Origin of the sequence: Vreelandella rituensis (assembly GCF_003336665.1) — a bacterium.
Taxonomy (GTDB): Bacteria; Pseudomonadota; Gammaproteobacteria; order Pseudomonadales; family Halomonadaceae; genus Vreelandella; species Vreelandella rituensis.
Genome location: NZ_QPIJ01000031.1, coordinates 1 through 17,788 on the forward strand (window position 1 = coordinate 1; position 17,788 = coordinate 17,788).

Sequence of the window (17,788 nt, forward strand, 5' to 3'; positions counted from 1 at the left end):
AATCTGAGCCATGATCAAACTCTTCAGTTTCAAATCATTGTGATCCTTGCCTGTCACTCGAAAGTCACAGAAGTGGATCAAACTTGGCTCAAGGTTCAAACGAGTTCATTCAAAACAGGTTCCGAAAAACCTTATTGCTTGAGTCGCTTGCCTTGATTTTCGGTGACATTGTCACCCTCATCGGCAAGCGCCCACATGAATTACCTGATCAATTGTTAAAGAGCTGTCGCGAGACCGGTAACCGTTTGGCCTCAGCGAGGAAGCGTATTCTACGCGTTCCTGGGTGGTTGTCAATGGGTAATTTCGATGCCGTCTGGCGTGACTTCGAAACCGCTAACCCTATGACAAACCGAGGTTTTTCAACCTCATTCACCGCTGGAAACGCCTGGCGTTCCCGGCAGCGGATGAGCACTTTACCCCCTGACCGGGACACTGGCAAGCCCTGGGTGTAAAAAAGCATAAAAAAGCGGTAGAGCTCTCCTCTACCGCAAACCAACGAGCTCAACTTTTTCTGGATAACTGCTCAACTTACTCTACCAAGCCTCAATACATCACAGCTCGAAACCACAGCCGAAATCTTCACTGGATATTGCCATAAGCGACCCTGCCCCCGCCTGGATCATGGCGGCGTGCGCGCGCGTGCGAGGCAGCAAACGCTGGAAGTAGAAGCGCGCGGTGTCGATTTTTGCCTGGTAGAAGGCCGTCTCATCACCTTCAAGCGACTGACTCGCTTGCTTCACCGCGCGCGCAAACAGGTAAGCCAGGGTCACATAGCCGGAATACATCAAATAATCGACGCTCGCCGCTCCGACTTCCTCGCGGTCCTGCATCGCTTTCATACCGATACCCAACGTCAGCTCGCCCCATTCGGCATTCAGTTTTGCCAATGGCTCGACAAAGGCCTTGAGCACTGGGTTATCAGCTTCCGCCTTGCAGAACTGGTGAATTTCCTTGGTGAATAGCTTTAGCGTCTCCCCCTGGCTCATGAGCACCTTGCGTCCCAGTAGATCCAGCGCCTGGATACCGGTAGTGCCTTCATATAGCCGAGTGATCCGCGCATCGCGTACCAGTTGCTCCATGCCCCATTCCCGGATGAAGCCATGACCACCAAACACCTGAACCCCTTCATTGGTAGCCTCAAAACCCACCTCAGTGAGAAAGGCCTTTACGATGGGCGTCAGCAACCCCAATAACGTTTCAGCCCGCTCACGCTCTGAATTATCTTCACCATGCTCAACCACATCCAACATCTGGGCCGTATACAACACCAGCATACGACCGCCTTCGGCAAACGCTTTTTGCGTCAGCAACATGCGGCGAACATCGGGATGCACAATGATCGGGTCAGCGGGTTTTTCCGGGGACTGCGGGCCGGAAAGGGCTCGCATTTGCAAGCGATCGCGAGCGTAGGCAAGCGAGTTTTGAAAGCTTGCCTCAGTTAGTCCCAACCCCTGGATACCCACACCCAAACGGGCAGCGTTCATCATGGTAAACATGCATGCCAGCCCTTTGTTGGGCGCTCCCACCAGATAACCGCGCGCCGCGTCGAAGTTCATCACGCAGGTAGCATTACCATGGATTCCCATCTTGTGTTCCAGAGACCCACACGCTACGCCGTTGTGCTCGCCAGGACCGCCATCAGCATCAGGCAAGTACTTTGGCACAACGAACAGCGAGATTCCCTTGGAGCCTTCCGGCGCATCAGGCAGCTTGGCAAGCACTAGATGAACAATATTTTCCGCTAGGTCGTGATCACCGGCAGAAATGAAAATCTTGGTGCCGCTAATATCATAACCACCGCCAGCCGCCGGCACGGCGCGAGTTTTGATCAAGCCCAAATCAGTACCACAGTGCGGTTCCGTGAGACACATGCTACCCGTCCACACACCTTCAACCAGCTTGGTGAGATACGTTGCTTTCTGCTCTTCCGTTCCATGGTGGCGTAGCGCATCAGCAGCACCATGAGATAACCCTGGATACATGCCCCACGCCAAGTTCGTGGCGCATATCATCTCCGAAAGCACCATGGCCAACGAATGAGGAAGCCCTTGCCCACCTTGTGCCGGGTCAGCGGCCAGGCTCGGCCAGCCGCCTTCAACATATTGCTGATAGGCTTCCTTGAAACCTTTCGGCGCCTTGACCTCGCCACCTTCTAACCGGCACCCCTCTTCGTCACCGCTCTGATTCAAGGGCAGCAATACCTCACGAGCAAAACGCGCCCCTTCTTCAAGGATGGCATCCACTGTCTCTGGAGAAGCTTCGTCGCCGCCCGGCAAGCGAGCGTAATGGGCGGGATAGCCCAGCATTTCGTTCATGACAAAACGTAGATCACGTAGAGGGGCCTGGTAGCTGGGCATCTTGTTTCTCCTAAATTAAGTACCGATGAGAGCGGTCAAAACCGATTTCAAACACATGTTTGAAAACTAGCGCCCCGCAGACCTAGAGTCAAGCGTTCGTTTTAATTTTAGCTGGAAATTGTAAGTTCTGTAGCGAACGCGCCCTGCTTTCCAAAAACAAAAAGCCCCACTCGATTGAATTCGACGGGGCTTAGGTAGCACTACCAGCCAAGCATTTACTGCATCCGGATACCGCCATCCAAACGGATTACTTCACCATTCAGCATGGGGTTAGTAATAATTTGCTCGGCCAGGCGGGCAAACTCATCCGGCCGCCCCAAACGTTTCGGAAATGGCACGGCAGCCGCCAATGCCTGCGCAGCCTCATCGGGAATTTCACTCATCATAGGCGTTTCAAATACGCCGGGGGCAATCGCCATGACCCGTACGCCATGCCGCGAAAGTTCACGCGCCGCTGGAAGGCTCATACCGACAACACCCGCTTTGGAAGCACTATAGGCACACTGCCCAACCTGGCCATCAAAGGCGGCAATTGAAGCTGTGTTGATAATGACCCCACGCTCACCGTCTTCACCTGGCGAATTCTTGGCCATTGCTGCTGCGGCTAAACGCATCACATTAAATGTGCCCACCAGGTTAATCTGAATCGTCTTGGCATAGGCATCGAGATCGGCCGGATTACCTTTACGGTCGACCAACTTGGCTACGCTGACCACCCCGGCACAGTGCACCACACCCGAAAGGCCTCGCTCTCCCCCCAGAGCCACTGCGGTTTCCACTGCCTTCTGCATATCGGAATCCGAGGTGATATCGCTGCGACAAGCTCTTGCGGCCTCCCCCAACACCTGGGCATGAGCATCGACACTTTCATTAAGGTCACACAGTACGACTTTGCCGCCGGCTGCGACAATGCGCTCTGCGGTCGCCGCGCCCAGGCCGGATGCCGCCCCGGTAATCAGAAAGGTATTGTCCTTGACTTGCATGTGAAGTTTTCCTGTTAAAGGTACGCTTAAGTATCTTTTTGAGATTCTTCCACCGCCTGGGCGCGCAGCTTGAAACGCTGAATCTTGCCACTAGGCGTCTTGGGTAGCTCATCGACAAACTCGATCACCCGAGGAAAAGCATGGGTCGAGAGTCGTTCGCGAACTTGCTGACGTATCTCGTCAGCCAAATCATCACTGGCGGTAAAACCTTCACGCAACACAATGTATGACTTGATAATTTCGCCACGAATCTCGTCCGGCTGACCCACGGCTGCCGATTCGGCGACAGCGGCATGGGCCATAACACTATTTTCCACGTCTGTGGGGCCCACGCGGTAACCTGCCGTGGTGATGATGTCGTCATCGCGGCCAGCAAACTGGAAAGTGCCATCTTCCTGCAGCAGTACCACATCCCCGGTCAAGTAATAGCCATGGGCAAAGGGGTCCTTTTCTTGCCACGTATAACCCTGGAAGAAATGCGCGGGTGAATTGGCAATATCCACTGCCAACACGCCCGGCTCGCCGGGAGGCAATTCGTTGTATTCGGCATCCAGAATCGCCAAACGATAGCCTGGCATCGGCACGCCCATTGCGCCCACATGCTTGGGATGCGCCAACCCATGATGATTACAGCACGTCATGCCGGTTTCCGTCTGGCCATAATGATCCATGACCGGGCAACCCAAAGCACGCTCAACCCAAGTCACCACTTCGGTGTTGAGCGGCTCACCGGCGGAACTTGCCACGCGCAACTCGAGCGTCTCATGGCCCGTATCGAAAAGTCCCGAGGCCTTCATCAGGCGATAAGCGGTGGGGGCTGCGGCAAAGTTGGTAATATGATGACGCTTCATGAATGCCATGGCGCCTTCAGCACTGAAGCCGGCTTCACAGAAATGCGTGGTTACGCCCAACAGCAGTGGCCCGGCAATCGCGTAGTATAAGCCATAGGCCCAGCCCGGATCCGCCATATTCCAGAAACGATCTTCCTCGCGCAGCCCGATAGCCAGTTCCATGTAGAGGGCAAACGCCGGCATACCCGCCAATGGCACCGCCACCCCTTTTGATTTACCCACCGTGCCTGAGGTAAACATCTGCAGGAAAGGCTTCTCCGAGGCCAGCCGAGGCGGCTGTTCGGTCATCGCAGCGTGGGCAAGTGCATCGGCCCAATCCAGATCATCAGCGTGCTCAGGCATTGCACCACCCACCGCCAAGACCGGTGGGCATTGGGCCAAGCCGACAAATTTAAAACGATTGGCATGATCGGTGATGACCAGTTTGGTATCGGCCCGCTCCAAGCGATAATCGACCGCATCCGGTCCGAAAGCCGTGAATAAGGGCTGATAAACCCCACCGATCCGCCAGACAGCCAACACGGTAATCAATAGCTGCGGTGAACGCGGCAACATGCAGGCGATACGATCACCTTCGCCCAGGCCTTGCGCCATGAACCAGCCCGCCAGCTTGGCGCTTTGTGCATCAAGTTCCGCATAGGTCAACTTGTTGATATTGCCCTGGGTATCTTCATGCACCAAGGCAAGCACATCACCGCGCCCCGCACGCAGATGCGTACCGCAACAAGATTCGTATGCATTGAACTTGCCATCGTTATGGTCATCCAGGCGTGCAATGACGTCATCGATGGAGAAATGGGCTAGGTAGTCGTGATAATCCGGCAATTGATCATGTTTCGCTGTCATGATGGCTCTCTTGTGTTGTGTTTATGAGCATACGGCAGAGCGTTTAATGCACTAAAGTGGTATCTGATACGCTGGGCGCTTATTATTTATTATCCGTTTACGTTAACGGAACCCAGCTGGTTAGAGCAACGCTAAAAGCATTCACGCCTGAGAGCAAGCTATCTAAGGGGCTGAGCACCTAGACCATGGTCGCAACCACTCTTGACTCGCTGTCGCTCAAGGAGTTTTTGGCATGATCATGAAAACCAATTCGTCAGCCAAATCATCGGGACTACGCGAGCCGCCGGGATCATACCAGCGCACCGTCCAATTCAATGCGCCCAATATGAAGCGTGATACGAGAAAGCGGTCGCCATGGATGAGCCCTGCTTCCAGCGCCTCATCAATCACTTCGACCCATAAGGCTTCATAAGCATCACGCAAATGGCTTAAATGTGCCCGGGCACTAGGGTCCAGGCGGCGCCATTCAAACAGGGCCACCACATGCGCATTGCGATCGGTAAACAATGTTTCCAGGTGAGCACGCGCCATCGCGCGCAGCCGCGAATCCGGGTCATCGCCAGCCAGTTCCAAGGCACGATGAGCGATATTCAGGGCATTCTGGGTGCCCTCTTCAATCACGGCCGCCAGAATTTCCTGTTTGTCTCTAAAATGATGAAACAGACTCCCGGATTTGATGCCCATTTCCTGGGCCAGCATACGCACCGTGGTCCGATCGAAACCTTCTTGAACGAAGAGTTGGGCAGCAAGGCGAGTCAATTCCTTGCGACGAGGAGATGCATTTATTACATTCATAGGTGTTCACACTAGCGCTTGCTTGGTTATACAGAGAAGACCACAGCACTGTCGACGGGTCAACGCATCCACTTTCACTTAGCGTGACAATCACAAGAACTTGCAGGAGTCTGCCATGAGCAACGCCAACGATATCGTATTTATTGCCGCTACCCGGACTCCGATGGGAGGCATGATGGGAAGCCTTTCAAGCATGAGTGCCCCGGAACTCGGCGCGGTCGCCATCAAGGCCGCCATTGAACGAGCCGGCATCGATGCCGCCAGCATCACTGAAGGCATCATGGGCTGTGTACTGCCTGCTGGAGTCAAACAAGGCCCGGCCCGCCAAGCCATGCGCCAGGCCGGCATTCCCGATGCAAGCGGTGCCACTACCGTCAACAAGCTATGTGGTTCCGGCATGAAAGCCGCCATGCTCGCCCATGACCTGATCAAGGCAGGCAGCGGTGACATGCTACTTGCAGGCGGCATGGAATCCATGAGCAATGCTCCGCATATATTGACCAAGGCACGCAGCGGTTATCGGCTCGGCCATGGCGAATTAAAGGACCATATGTTCCTGGACGGCCTGGAAGATGCTGAAACCGGCAAACTGATGGGTGTCTTTGCTCAGGATATTGCTACTGAGCGCGATTACGGCAGGGAGCGCCTGGACGACTTTGCCATTGCCTCGCTGGAACGTGCCATGGAAGCCACCAATGCCGGTCATCTCGACGCCGAGATGGCACCTGTGCTGGTGAAAGATCGCAAAGGGGAAACACTGGTCAAGCATGATGAACAGCCATTCCAGGCCAAGCTCGACAAGATCAGAACGCTGCGTCCGGCATTCGCCAAGGACGGCACCATCACCGCCGCCAATGCCAGCTCGATTTCTGATGGGGCCTCGGCACTGATTCTGGCCAGCCGAGCGTCAGCCGAGAAACATGGTGCCAAACCCATTGCTCGCATGCTGGGGCATAGCACATTTTCTCGTCATCCGAGCGAGTTCACCATCGCTCCAGTGGGCGCCATTGAGTCACTGATGAAGAAACTCGACTGGGGCGTCAATGACGTAGACCTGTTCGAAATCAATGAAGCCTTTGCCGTCGTCACGCTCATGGCCATGGACGATCTCGGCTTGCCCCACGACAAGGTCAACGTTTTCGGCGGAGCCTGCGCTCAAGGGCATCCCATTGGTTCAACCGGTTCGCGGATCATAGCCACCTTGATCCATGCGCTGCGCACCAAGGGCGGCAAGCGCGGTATCGCGAGCCTATGTATCGGAGGCGGCGAAGCCACCGCCGTTGCCGTTGAGCTGATCGACTAAGCACGTTAGAGCGCTATTCACCCACGTTGCCTATAGCAGCGTGGGTGACCCACAATTCCGGCAAGAAAAATTGCAATATACCTATCCCCTCGCTCTTTCAGCATAAAGCGGGTGAGGGTTCATTCCATTCTCTGTGTCTTAGTTCAACACTGGAAGTACTTTCCAGCCCGTTGATTTGAGGTTCATAGCGCGCCTCATACTGGACTTTCACACCACTCCATTCCGCTCGGGTTAACAACCCGGAGGGAGTCGTGAAGCGTTGTGCATGCTCTTTCATTTGAAGTGCTTCATTCTCAAGGGTCCGGGCACTCAATGTGGCTCCCTCAATCAAAATCATGTTGTCTTGAGTAGCCTGCTCGATTTGCGCCACAGCTTGGTGAGTCTCTTCGATTCCGCGTCGCTGCTCTTCGGATGCCTGAGTCATATCTCTCATCAAGGCATCCACTTCCTGGACTGCCAACATGATCGCTTGCGTATGTTCACCGGCCTTCGTTGACCACACATTACCTTGCTCAATGCTTTTTCCAGAAGCTTGTATACGCTCCCGAATGTCTTTTGCCGCATTCGCGCTGCGGGATGCCAAACCGCGAACTTCATTGGCGACCACTGCAAAACCTCGTCCTTGTTCACCTGCACGAGCCGCTTCCACTGACGCATTGAGTGCCAATAAATTCGTCTGGAAAGCGATGTTCTCAATAACTGAAATAATGGATTGTATTTCTTTGGAATGGCCGCTGATTTCCTGCATTGTTCCAATGAACCGGGTGATAACTTCGTCGCCCTCTCCCGCTTTCTTAGTCACATTCAACGTCGAGTTTCTTACGTAATGCGCAGTAGTGGTATTTTGGCTCACGGTGGCCGTCAATTGCCCCAGATTTGCCGCCATTTGCTCAAGAGCAGAAGCCTGTCTTTCAGTCTGGGCCGCCACTGCCTGGTTTCTTTGAGCCATTTCGCGACTACTGGTATGGACGCCTTCACTACTGCTACGCAGCCGACTTACCGTATCGATTAGCGATCCTTGCATATTGGCCAATTCTTTATATAGCTGACCGATTTCATTACCACTGTGGGACTCGATCGAACTGGAAAGGTCGCCATCGGCGATTCGCTTGAAGTGCCCAACTATTCGAGCCAAGGGTTTCAATACATTACAACGTACCCCCCAAACCACCACGCCGATCAACCCCAGCGCCAAGATCAGATTAAGCACCACGCCCCAGAACAGCCATGCCGAAACCTGTTCAAACCTGGCGGATAATTGGCTTCCCTGCTGTTCTGAAAGATCGAGAAACTTCGCTGTGCTTTCAATAAAGCGCTGGCTGCTGTCAGACATCCGGGAAGCCCCGGACTGATAACCAGCCACATCTTTATCTTTCAACACCAATAACTGCAACAACATATTGTTGTTTACTAAAGATTGAAAATGATTGCTCAAGGAAGCAATCAACTCGCTCTGTTCATCTAAAGGCTCAATTGCCAGGAAACGCTCGAACGCCTGTTGAGACTGTTGCACCAGATGCTCTGCATTCTCGATGACAGGACCAGGACGATCGAATGACGGCCGACTCATCAACTGAGCTGCACGATCCATTTCCAGTCGTGCACGAAGCATTGAATTATAAGCAGTCGTAAGTTCTCTGACGTGTAAGACATTGCTGCGATTGAGAGCGGTGTAGGCGTCTCGTCCAAAATGGTTGGCGTATAAGCCCAGCGAACCGATTCCCAGAATAAGAACGCTAAAAGCCAGCAAAACCAGCGTCCAGCTTGTTTTTACTGTCATATTTCCCAGCACTTTCATGTTTTGCTCCGTTCTTTGATAGCCAACCAGGCAAAACTAGCCTAACTCACGAAAATGACCGAAAGATTGCAGTAGCGGAAACTAAAAAAGGCAGCCTAAGCTGCCTTTTAATTCATATTGAAATAATGATTTAACCGTAGCGCCCGGAGATATAGTCTTCGGTTTTTTTCTTGGCTGGGGTTGAGAACATCACTTTCGTATCGTTGTACTCAATGATTTCCCCCAAGTGGAAAAATGCCGTGTAATCAGCCACTCGCGCTGCCTGCTGCATGTTATGAGTCACAGTGATGATGGTGAACTTCTCTTTCAGCTTGTCCATCAAGTCTTCAATGATAGCGGTCGAGATCGGGTCAAGAGCAGAGGTCGGCTCATCCATCAGGATCACATCCGGCTGTACCGCAATGGCACGGGCGATACACAGGCGTTGCTGCTGACCACCGGATAGAGATGTACCAGGCTCTTGAAGCTTGTCTTTCACTTCGTTCCAAAGACCCGCGTCGCGGAGCGCCTTTTCAACTAGCTCATCCTGCTCCGCCTTGCGGCTGACTATGTCGTGCATACGCGGCGCGTAGGCAACATTTTCGTAAATTGACTTAGGAAACGGATTGGGTTTTTGAAACACCATACCCACGCGGCGGCGTAACGCCACTTCATCCATCTTGGCGGCGTTGACGTCCCGGCCATCCATTTCCACCAGCCCTTCGGTATGTACGCTTGGAATCAGGTCATTCATCCGATTCAAGCAACGCAAAAAGGTCGATTTACCGCAACCCGAAGGGCCGATCAATGCCGTCACATTTTTTTGAAACAAATCAATATTGAGGTCCATCAACGCTTGGTTTTTGCCATACCAGAGGTTCAGATCTCGCACTCGAATACTCAGGTCATGACATGCCTGCTCATTGCGTGTGTAAGGCTGCCCTGCTGCTGGCGCCATCTGTTGACTGAATTGAGGTGCTTGACTATTCATAAACAGTATCCTTTGTGACGTCCTGGGTTACCAACGACGTTCAAATTTCTTACGTAACAGGACAGCGGAAGCGTTCAGCGAAATCAGTACTGCCAGGAGCACCACAATCCCGCCTGCGGTTTTTTCAACGAAGGCGCGACTAGGCTCACCTGACCAGGTAAATACCTGGGCGGGCATCACTGTCGCTGCTTCTGTAAAGGATGCAGTGACATCGGGAATAAACGCCACCATACCCACAATAATCAGCGGCGCTGTCTCGCCCATGGCCTGCGCCAGGCCGATGATCGAACCCGTCATAATGCCGGGCATGGCCAGTGGCAGTACGTGGTCTTTTACCACTTGCCACCGGGAGCAGCCCACCCCAAACGCCGCATGGCGTATAGATTCCGGCACACTACGCAGTGCAGTACGTGTCGAAATAATGATCACCGGCAGTGTCATCAACGCCAGGGTCATCCCGCCTACCAACGGCGTTGAACGCGGCACCCCAAAGAAATTAATAAAGATCGCCAACCCGAGCAAACCGAACAAAATGGAAGGAATGGCGGCAAGGTTATTGATGTTAATTTCAATTAGCTGGGTAAGCCGATTATCGGGTGCAAATTCTTCAAGATAAATTGCCGTCATCACACCGATAGGGAAGGCAATGGCCAGGGTGACGATCATGGTCATGACCGTACCAATGACGGCCGACATGATCCCCGCCAGTTCGGGCATCTTGGAATCACCTCGAGAAAAGAAGCCGGCATTGAACTGCATCTCAACCTTGCCCTCTTCAACCAGGCGATCAATTCTTGCCTTTTCGTCGTCGTCAAGACGGACGGGGTTTCCCTTAAGATATTGATCCACATCAGCGCTGGCCAACACCCATCGTTGAACCGACGTTCCCAGCAATGAAGGATCGTTACGCATTTCGAGGGGGATAACCCGCACCACACTGCGACTGATGATGGTGGAAAAATCTCGATCAACGGCTTCCCGACCATTTCTGGCCGCATCTTCGGTATAATTTATTTCTATATTGATCATCGCCTGTTTGAAGGCTGGCAAGCCCTTGCTCAACATATCGGCAAAGAATATCAACAAGAAAGCACCTGCCAACGCCAAAGCTCCCATCGATATGTATTTCAGGCGCGTAGATTTACGATGGCGGCCCTTGAGCTGCTGACTAATCTGATCGTATGAATCACTCATTGAGATATCCTAGCGTTACAGATTGTTGACGCGGTATTTGTCACGGAAGCGACGAATCATGATCACCGACACGAGGTTCAGCGAAAGCGTCACTACAAACAGCACCAGACCCAGCGCGAAAGCCGAAAGCGTTTCTGCGCTATCAAACTCCAGATCACCGGTCATGGCGGCGACAATCCGAACGGTGACGGTGGTCATCTCTTCCAATGGGTTAGCCGTCAAGTTGGGACGCATACCCGCTGCCATCACCACAATCATCGTTTCACCCAGCGCACGTGACATCCCCAACAGCGAGGCGGAAATAATACCCGGCAGCGCTGCGGGAATAACCACATCACGAATGGTTTCGCCCTTGGTCATGCCAAGCGCGAACGAGCCCTGGCGCATACTGTCAGGCACTGCGTTAATTACATCGTCAGAAAGCGACGAGATAAAAGGAATGATCATGATGCCCATGACGATACCGGGCGCTAACGCGTTATTGAAGGAAGCATCTAAGCCAACTGTTTCAGCCACGCGAACAATAAATGGCGCTACGGTAATCGCCGCAAAGAAGCCATACACCACGGTCGGTATACCAGCGAGAATTTCCAGCATGGGTTTAGCAATTGAACGGACACGGCTGGGCGCATACTCCGCCATATAAATGGCCGATAGCAGGCCGACTGGCACCGCCACCGCTAATGCGATGGCGGTAATCATGAAGGTACCGGCAAACAGCGGTACCGAACCAAACTCCGCGCCACCACTGGCGCCCTCTCCCCGGCCGGCGGCTATCAGAAAGCTATTACCGGGTGCCCAGGTGGTACCGGTAATAAATTCCCAGAAACTGTGCATCTGGAAAAAATTGAGCGCTTCACCAATGATTGAAATAAGTATCCCGAGCGTTGTCAGAATCGAGATGGTCGCAGCACCCGCTAGGGACCAAACAATGACGCGCTCAATTGCCTGACGCGCATGAAAATTTGCGCGAATTAGCATCATCCCCACGCCAAGCCCCACCCCCGCCACTGCAAGGCTTGCCAAAAGTAAGGGGAAAGTAGGAATCTCGGTGCCCATCACGAGCATGACAAAGGCACCCAGAGCACTCACCAGAATGGCTGGCCCAGCCGTCGCCACCACAGCAAACCATGCGTATTGGTCAGGCTGCGCATACATCGACGACCCTGATGCACGTACACGAGTGGCTTTGCTTCGCCCAACAAAAAAGGCTGCAAGCCCCAGCAGCAGAAGTACGCTGCAAAAAATCAAAAATAGCTGGTTGGTCTGCATCGTTGATATCTCAGGTTAACCATTGGTTCCGTTTGCCGAGTTACCTTAAGGCAAGAACATGACAGGTATGTGACAACCGCACTAACGCTTAACGGTTGCACCAAGGCCTAATGAAAAGCAAAAAGCCGGCAACATAGGCTGCCGGCTTTTTTACTGTCGTAAAGCTAACTTACTCCAGGTCTTCCTTCGCAAGCTGCTTGCGATCCGCCAGATCAGCCTGAACTTTATCAAGTGCTTCTTCGGTAGGAACGATCAAACCGATATCTCGTAGCAGGCCATCGCGACCAATCATCATGTCAGAGGCGAACATTTCGGCATACTCATACATGACCGGCACTTCTTCAGCATGCTGGTTCTTGATGTAGAAGAACATGGTGCGTGCAACCGGATACTCTTCACTGGCAATGGTATCAGGAGTCGGGTCAACACCGTCGATGCTTGAACCGATTAAAACGTTATCGTTTTCTTCAAGGAAAGAGTAACCAAACACACCGAATGCAGTGCTGTCTTGCGTTAGGCGCTGAACGATCAAGTTGTCGTTTTCGCCACCGTCAACCCAGCCGCCATCGGCACGAATATCGGAGTACTCTTCACCGTATTCCGGGAAGCTCTCGGAAGCAGCTTCCATGATCAGCTCTTCAAAGGAGTCGCGGGTACCAGACGTAGTAGGCGGGCCTACGATCACAATCTCACGATCTGGGAAAGACGAATCAATCTGATTCCAGTTGGTGTAGGGGTTTTCTACCAGCTCACCATCAACCGGCACCAGCTGAGCAGCTGCCAGGAAGATCTGCTCGCGAGTAACCGGCATCGGCTCGTTATCAGCGGTTTGTGCGAAGGCGATACCATCACTGCCAATATAGACTTCAGTAATATCGGTGACGCCGTTTTCTACACAACGCTCAAATTCGGAAACCTTCATGCGACGAGAAGAGTTGGTGACATCGGGCGTACCTGTGCCAACACCGTTACAGAACAGGCGCATACCACCACCAGAACCGGTGCCCTCAATTACTGGAGTTGGGTAATTAGTGGTTGCACCGAATTCTTCCGCTACAAAGCTGGAGAACGGGTAAACAGTACTGGAACCTACAATGTTGATTTGCTCACGCGCTTGGGCAACACCGGCAACGCTCATTACGGCAGCCGCGAGCACAGTAGTCTTGAGAATGCGGTTCATGCGAATACTCCTGTCATCAAAGAAATCTGGCCTTCACAAGGCATACCTTGCCTCGATTAGATGACATCTTCATGACAGGGATGCTTACCTTTAATTTTTCGTTATTTCTGTCTGACAGCTCCCCTTTCCACCCTGATTATTATTTTCCTAATGTATTCAACGACGGAGTCAGAAGACGCAACCCGATATTACCGATCGTTGCCGCCACCAACATGGTCACTACCATCGGCCATAGGCTTTCCACTTCAAATGCTCCCACCATGAAGCCGGCCAAGGCGCCGCAGCTGAACTGCACGGACCCCAGCAATGCCGTGGCCGTCGCACTGATATGACCAAAGTGGTCCAGCAGAGAAGAAATCGCATTCGGGGAAATCATGCCGATCATCCCGGTATACAACATCACTAACGGCACCACCACGTACAAGGACGCCGTGCCTGTCGCTGTGGCGATCACCAGCGCTGTCGCCGCCACCCATTGCACCGTAAGGCCCAAGCGTAGATTCTGCTGCGGTGTCCTGCGGCTCAGTAGTTGAATATTCACCCGGTTGGATAATGCAATCACCAGGACGTTAACCCCGAAAACCACGGGATACATGGCCGGTGAAAGACCGAAATGTTCCAGGTACAGAAAGGGAGACGCAGTAATGAAGGCAAATAAACCAGCAAAAGAAGCCGCTACCGCGCAGACATAACCCATGCCTTCGCGGTGAGACAATATGCTGGCATAGTGAACTAATACTTGACGTGGAGAGGCCACTGGCAGGCTCATGTCACGGGTTTCGGGTAGGCGCGTTCCCAATAGCCAGAACAGAAAAGCGGCGTAGATCGCAAGAAAGCCGAAAATAAGCCACCAACCCGCCACGTACAACAGCAGGCTACCCACTGTTGGAGCCACCAAGGGTGCCAGCATCATGATCAGCGCCATGGTCGACATGACCTTGGCGGCTTCTCGCCCGCTGAAACAGTCGCGTACGATGGCGGCCGAATTGACCACACAGGCCCCACCGCCTAATGCTTGAATAAACCGCCATATGAGCAAGGTTGAGAGGCTGTCCACACTGATTATCGCCAAGCTGGCAACGAAGAAGACCGCAAGCCCGCCTAAAAGAACCGGTTTCCTACCTAGCCGGTCGGATAACGGACCGAAAAACAGCTGACCCAGAGCGAACCCGAACAAGAAAACACTGATGGAAAGTTCGGTACGGTGAATACTGGCACCGATGCTTTCAGCCAACGCCGCCATGGCAGGGAGATACGCATCGATGGCGAAAGGTGCCAGGGCGGTATTGGCTGCCACCAACACCGCAACCCGACGTGGACTCAATAACAAAAGACACTCCTTTACGTATAATTAGATAGCCAGCTAATGATAATCGATTTCTATTGGCTTGTCGGTGACTGTTCGCGCTATCCATGCCTTGCTACAGTAAGCACTACGCCTCAAAGGAGCTGACATCATGGCAGATAGCCTGCTTTCACAACTCAAGAAAATGACCACAGTGGTCGCGGATACCGGCGATCTCGACGCTATTCGCCGTTTCTCGCCCCAGGATGCCACCACTAACCCCTCTTTGATTCTACAGGCAGCTCAGCAAGAAAGGCGCCGCGCACGGATGGCGGAAATCGCACGAGAAAGCGTGGATATCGATAATGCGGTGGATAGTGTCGCGGTGGAAGTGGGCAGTGAAATAAGCGCCCTGGTGCCGGGTTACGTTTCCACTGAAGTGAGTGCCCGGCTGTCTTTCGACCGTGATGCTACCGTCAACCGAGCTCTGTCACTGATCGAGCGCTATGCCCGTCAAGGCGTGGAGGCCGACCGCATCCTGATCAAGGTCGCCGCTACCTGGGAAGGCATACAGGCCGCTCGCCTGCTCGAACGCGAGGGTATTCGCACCAATCTCACGCTCTTGTTCAGCTTCACGCAAGCCCAGGCGTGCGCGGATGCCGGTGCTACCCTGGTCTCGCCATTCGTGGGGCGTATCCTCGACTGGCACAAGCACCGCAACCCGGACGCGGACTTCAGCGACTCGCGCGATCCCGGCGTCCAATCGGTCAAACGTATCTTTGACCACTACAAGGGACACGGCTACAAGACAATTGTCATGGGTGCGAGTTTTCGCAATTTAGGGGAAATTACCGCCTTGGCAGGTTGTGACCGTCTGACCATTTCACCGGCATTGCTCGATGAACTGGAAAACCGGCAAGGCACACTTGAACGCCAATTAATACCCACCGACGCAGACACGCCACACAGCGAGCCATTGGATCAAGCTAGCTTCCGCTGGCAAATGAACGAAGACGAAATGGCCAGCGACAAACTCAGTGACGGAATTCGCAAGTTCATGGCGGATCAACGCAAGCTGGAGGCCTTACTGGCCGACTTGCGTCAGCAGTGATCGAACGGCTAGTTGCTTGATGTTCTATATAGACTCCGACCCGGGAAACCGGGTTGGAAAACAGAGCGCGAATGCGCAAAAGACGATATCAGCAAAGTTTATTCAGGAATGCGAGTTGGTCTCTCTCGCTTCAAGCATCTGCACAAGAGGCTGAAATTGCTCACGGTTGTGCTCGTTCATATGCATCAAGATACGATGCGCTTCCAATATGCGCTCACGCAACCCTTCTTTATCAGCGGGAATTTCGGGCAATTCTTCCAGCACGCCATTGAGCGTGGCCGTTTTCTGAAAGGGGGCTTCCACCAAGGTAAAAAAACGCGCGAAGCCCATGACATCGAGCATTTGGCGGACATCCGGGTTATCCGCAATAATGGTCGGCGGTTGTTCCAGACGGTCTTTCACCGCCATAGCTATCTTGGCGAGAAAACCCAAGGCGGTAGAATCCACATTGGTGGCTTCTCGCAGGTCAATCATCACGGCATGCAATCCCGGTGTTTCAGCCAACCGCTGAGCCTGGGTATCCAGGGTGGCACACAGCGTCAGACGCACGTCGCCACACAGTTTCAGGACAAAAACACCGGAATCGAATGCCGCCTTCACACGGCCTTCTTCAATCAGCATGACCAAATCCGCTTACCATCATGATTGTCAGATCGTCGGGCAAGGCATCACGGTCAGCACTGGCCTCGGCTTTCGCTACCTCTTCTTTCGAACAGGCGACATGACCCAGTGCCAAGCGCTCCCGCAACTGCTCAAGCGAGACACTCGTACTTGCCAATTGCTCAAGCTCCTTGAGCCGTGCGTCGAGCGTGACACCCGGCAAGCATTCCAATACCCCATCCGAACACAGCCATAACCGAAAATCAGGCGGTAATGGCCACCCCAGGGCAGGATATTCCACATCGGGAAACAACCCCACAGGCATCCCTTCTCCAGGCAAGCGCTGCAAGGTGCCTTCCGCTACCAGTAGCGGCATGGGGAGCTGTGCGCCGAGCGAATAGTGTAAATAATGCGTTTCATGATCAATGATACCCACAAATAAAGTGGCATGCTTGCCGATATCAGTACCCTGCAATTCACGATTCAGTGCCGCCAACCAATTCGGGGCCAATGTCTCTGGATGTTCACCGTCCCATTCGCTCAACCAGCGGTTGCACAGGTATTTGAGTAATACCGTAACAAACGCCGAAGAAGCGCCATGTCCCGACACATCGGCAAAATAAAACGCACTATAGCGTTCGTTGTATGCCTGATAATCGAGAAAGTCCCCGGACAGATACAGCGAGGGAGCAAACCAATAGTCAAAACTCACGTCATTGAGCATTTTCGGCCGCGACGGTAACAGACGCCGCTGGATGTGGCTACCACTTTGCTGATCCATCCGTAACAGCGCCAAGTGGGTTTCGAGACTTTCATTGAGTTCGGTCAGGCGCTCACGGTCACGCTCACGCTCTTCCGATAACTGATGCAACTCGATGGCCTTGCGAATCATGCGGCGCAATAACTCTGTATGGCGCAGCGGGTGCACGATGTAGTCCACCAGCCCCACATCCACCGCCTTGATCAGATCGGCATCCTGGCGCGAATCGCTGACCACCAGGGTCGGCAAGCGTCGCGCAAGCTGCGACCAGTTCTGCCGCGGCACGGCACGCGCATGCGCTACAATCAGCGCTGTCCTACGCGGTAGCATGGCGATATCGTCTGTGGCGAAAACCGACATACCATCACAGGTAACCGCTTCAGCCAGCGCATCACGCTCCTGGCCGGGCTCGTCGATCACCGCAATCAAATGCTTGGCATGAACCATGAAAAGGCCTCAGTCGGCAAAATCCTCAGCATTGAC

The 17,788-nt window shown here is 53.4% G+C and carries 14 protein-coding genes; 2 read left to right on the forward strand and 12 right to left on the reverse strand.

Annotated elements, in window-relative coordinates; genetic code table 11:
- Positions 1 to 551 precede the first annotated feature (551 nt).
- The 4 genes from DU506_RS12770 to DU506_RS12785 all read right to left on the reverse strand — a co-directional run bounded on the left by DU506_RS12770 (position 552) and on the right by DU506_RS12785 (position 5,832).
- Positions 552 to 2,357: an acyl-CoA dehydrogenase C-terminal domain-containing protein gene (locus tag DU506_RS12770; protein WP_114487298.1), complete on the reverse strand. Its 1,806-nt coding sequence runs from the start codon at positions 2,355 to 2,357 to the stop codon at positions 552 to 554.
- 215 nt (positions 2,358 to 2,572) lie between these two features.
- A complete protein-coding gene (locus tag DU506_RS12775) occupies positions 2,573 to 3,340 on the reverse strand; it encodes an SDR family NAD(P)-dependent oxidoreductase (RefSeq protein WP_114487299.1) in 768 nt (255 codons plus the stop codon).
- Between the two features lie 26 nt (positions 3,341 to 3,366).
- A complete protein-coding gene (locus DU506_RS12780; RefSeq protein ID WP_114487300.1) occupies positions 3,367 to 5,037 on the reverse strand; it encodes an AMP-binding protein in 1,671 nt (556 codons plus the stop codon).
- Positions 5,038 to 5,253: 216 nt separating this feature from the next.
- Positions 5,254 to 5,832 carry a TetR/AcrR family transcriptional regulator gene (locus DU506_RS12785; RefSeq protein ID WP_114487301.1) on the reverse strand — a complete coding sequence of 193 codons (579 nt, stop codon included), beginning with the start codon at positions 5,830 to 5,832 and terminating at the stop codon, positions 5,254 to 5,256.
- A gap of 115 nt (positions 5,833 to 5,947) precedes the next feature.
- Here DU506_RS12785 and DU506_RS12790 point away from each other — a divergent pair, with 115 nt between their 5' ends.
- Positions 5,948 to 7,135, forward strand: a complete 1,188-nt coding sequence (locus tag DU506_RS12790; protein ID WP_114487302.1) for an acetyl-CoA C-acyltransferase — start codon at positions 5,948 to 5,950, stop codon at positions 7,133 to 7,135.
- A 97-nt stretch (positions 7,136 to 7,232) separates the two neighbouring features.
- Here the strand turns inward: DU506_RS12790 and DU506_RS12795 are convergent, their stop codons facing one another.
- From DU506_RS12795 to DU506_RS12820, 6 genes are all read right to left on the reverse strand, one after another.
- Positions 7,233 to 8,933: a methyl-accepting chemotaxis protein gene (locus DU506_RS12795; RefSeq protein WP_114487303.1), complete on the reverse strand. Its 1,701-nt coding sequence runs from the start codon at positions 8,931 to 8,933 to the stop codon at positions 7,233 to 7,235.
- Positions 8,934 to 9,063: 130 nt separating this feature from the next.
- Positions 9,064 to 9,870 carry a phosphate ABC transporter ATP-binding protein PstB gene (pstB, locus tag DU506_RS12800; protein WP_114487336.1) on the reverse strand — a complete coding sequence of 269 codons (807 nt, stop codon included), beginning with the start codon at positions 9,868 to 9,870 and terminating at the stop codon, positions 9,064 to 9,066.
- 60 nt (positions 9,871 to 9,930) lie between these two features.
- Entirely contained in the window at positions 9,931 to 11,097 is a 1,167-nt protein-coding gene (gene pstA / locus DU506_RS12805) for a phosphate ABC transporter permease PstA (RefSeq protein WP_114487304.1), read from the reverse strand.
- A 15-nt stretch (positions 11,098 to 11,112) separates the two neighbouring features.
- A complete protein-coding gene (pstC, locus tag DU506_RS12810; RefSeq protein ID WP_114487305.1) occupies positions 11,113 to 12,369 on the reverse strand; it encodes a phosphate ABC transporter permease subunit PstC in 1,257 nt (418 codons plus the stop codon).
- A gap of 169 nt (positions 12,370 to 12,538) precedes the next feature.
- Positions 12,539 to 13,549 carry a substrate-binding domain-containing protein gene (locus DU506_RS12815; protein WP_114487306.1) on the reverse strand — a complete coding sequence of 337 codons (1,011 nt, stop codon included), beginning with the start codon at positions 13,547 to 13,549 and terminating at the stop codon, positions 12,539 to 12,541.
- 139 nt (positions 13,550 to 13,688) lie between these two features.
- The gene (locus DU506_RS12820; protein WP_114487307.1) at positions 13,689 to 14,879 is read right to left on the reverse strand and encodes a multidrug effflux MFS transporter; all 1,191 of its coding nucleotides are present in this window, start codon (positions 14,877 to 14,879) and stop codon (positions 13,689 to 13,691) included.
- A gap of 127 nt (positions 14,880 to 15,006) precedes the next feature.
- Between DU506_RS12820 and tal the strand changes: the two genes are divergently transcribed.
- Positions 15,007 to 15,945 carry a transaldolase gene (tal, locus tag DU506_RS12825; RefSeq protein WP_114487308.1) on the forward strand — a complete coding sequence of 313 codons (939 nt, stop codon included), beginning with the start codon at positions 15,007 to 15,009 and terminating at the stop codon, positions 15,943 to 15,945.
- Positions 15,946 to 16,047: 102 nt separating this feature from the next.
- On the opposite strand, the gene DU506_RS12830 is transcribed toward tal, so the two are convergent.
- Together DU506_RS12830 and DU506_RS12835 are read right to left on the reverse strand one after the other, a co-directional pair.
- Positions 16,048 to 16,566, reverse strand: a complete 519-nt coding sequence (locus DU506_RS12830) for an STAS domain-containing protein (RefSeq protein ID WP_114487309.1) — start codon at positions 16,564 to 16,566, stop codon at positions 16,048 to 16,050.
- Entirely contained in the window at positions 16,556 to 17,752 is a 1,197-nt protein-coding gene (locus tag DU506_RS12835) for a PP2C family protein-serine/threonine phosphatase (protein ID WP_114487310.1), read from the reverse strand. Before DU506_RS12835 ends, DU506_RS12830 begins: the two co-directional genes overlap by 11 nt.
- Between the last annotated feature and the right edge of the window lie 36 nt (positions 17,753 to 17,788).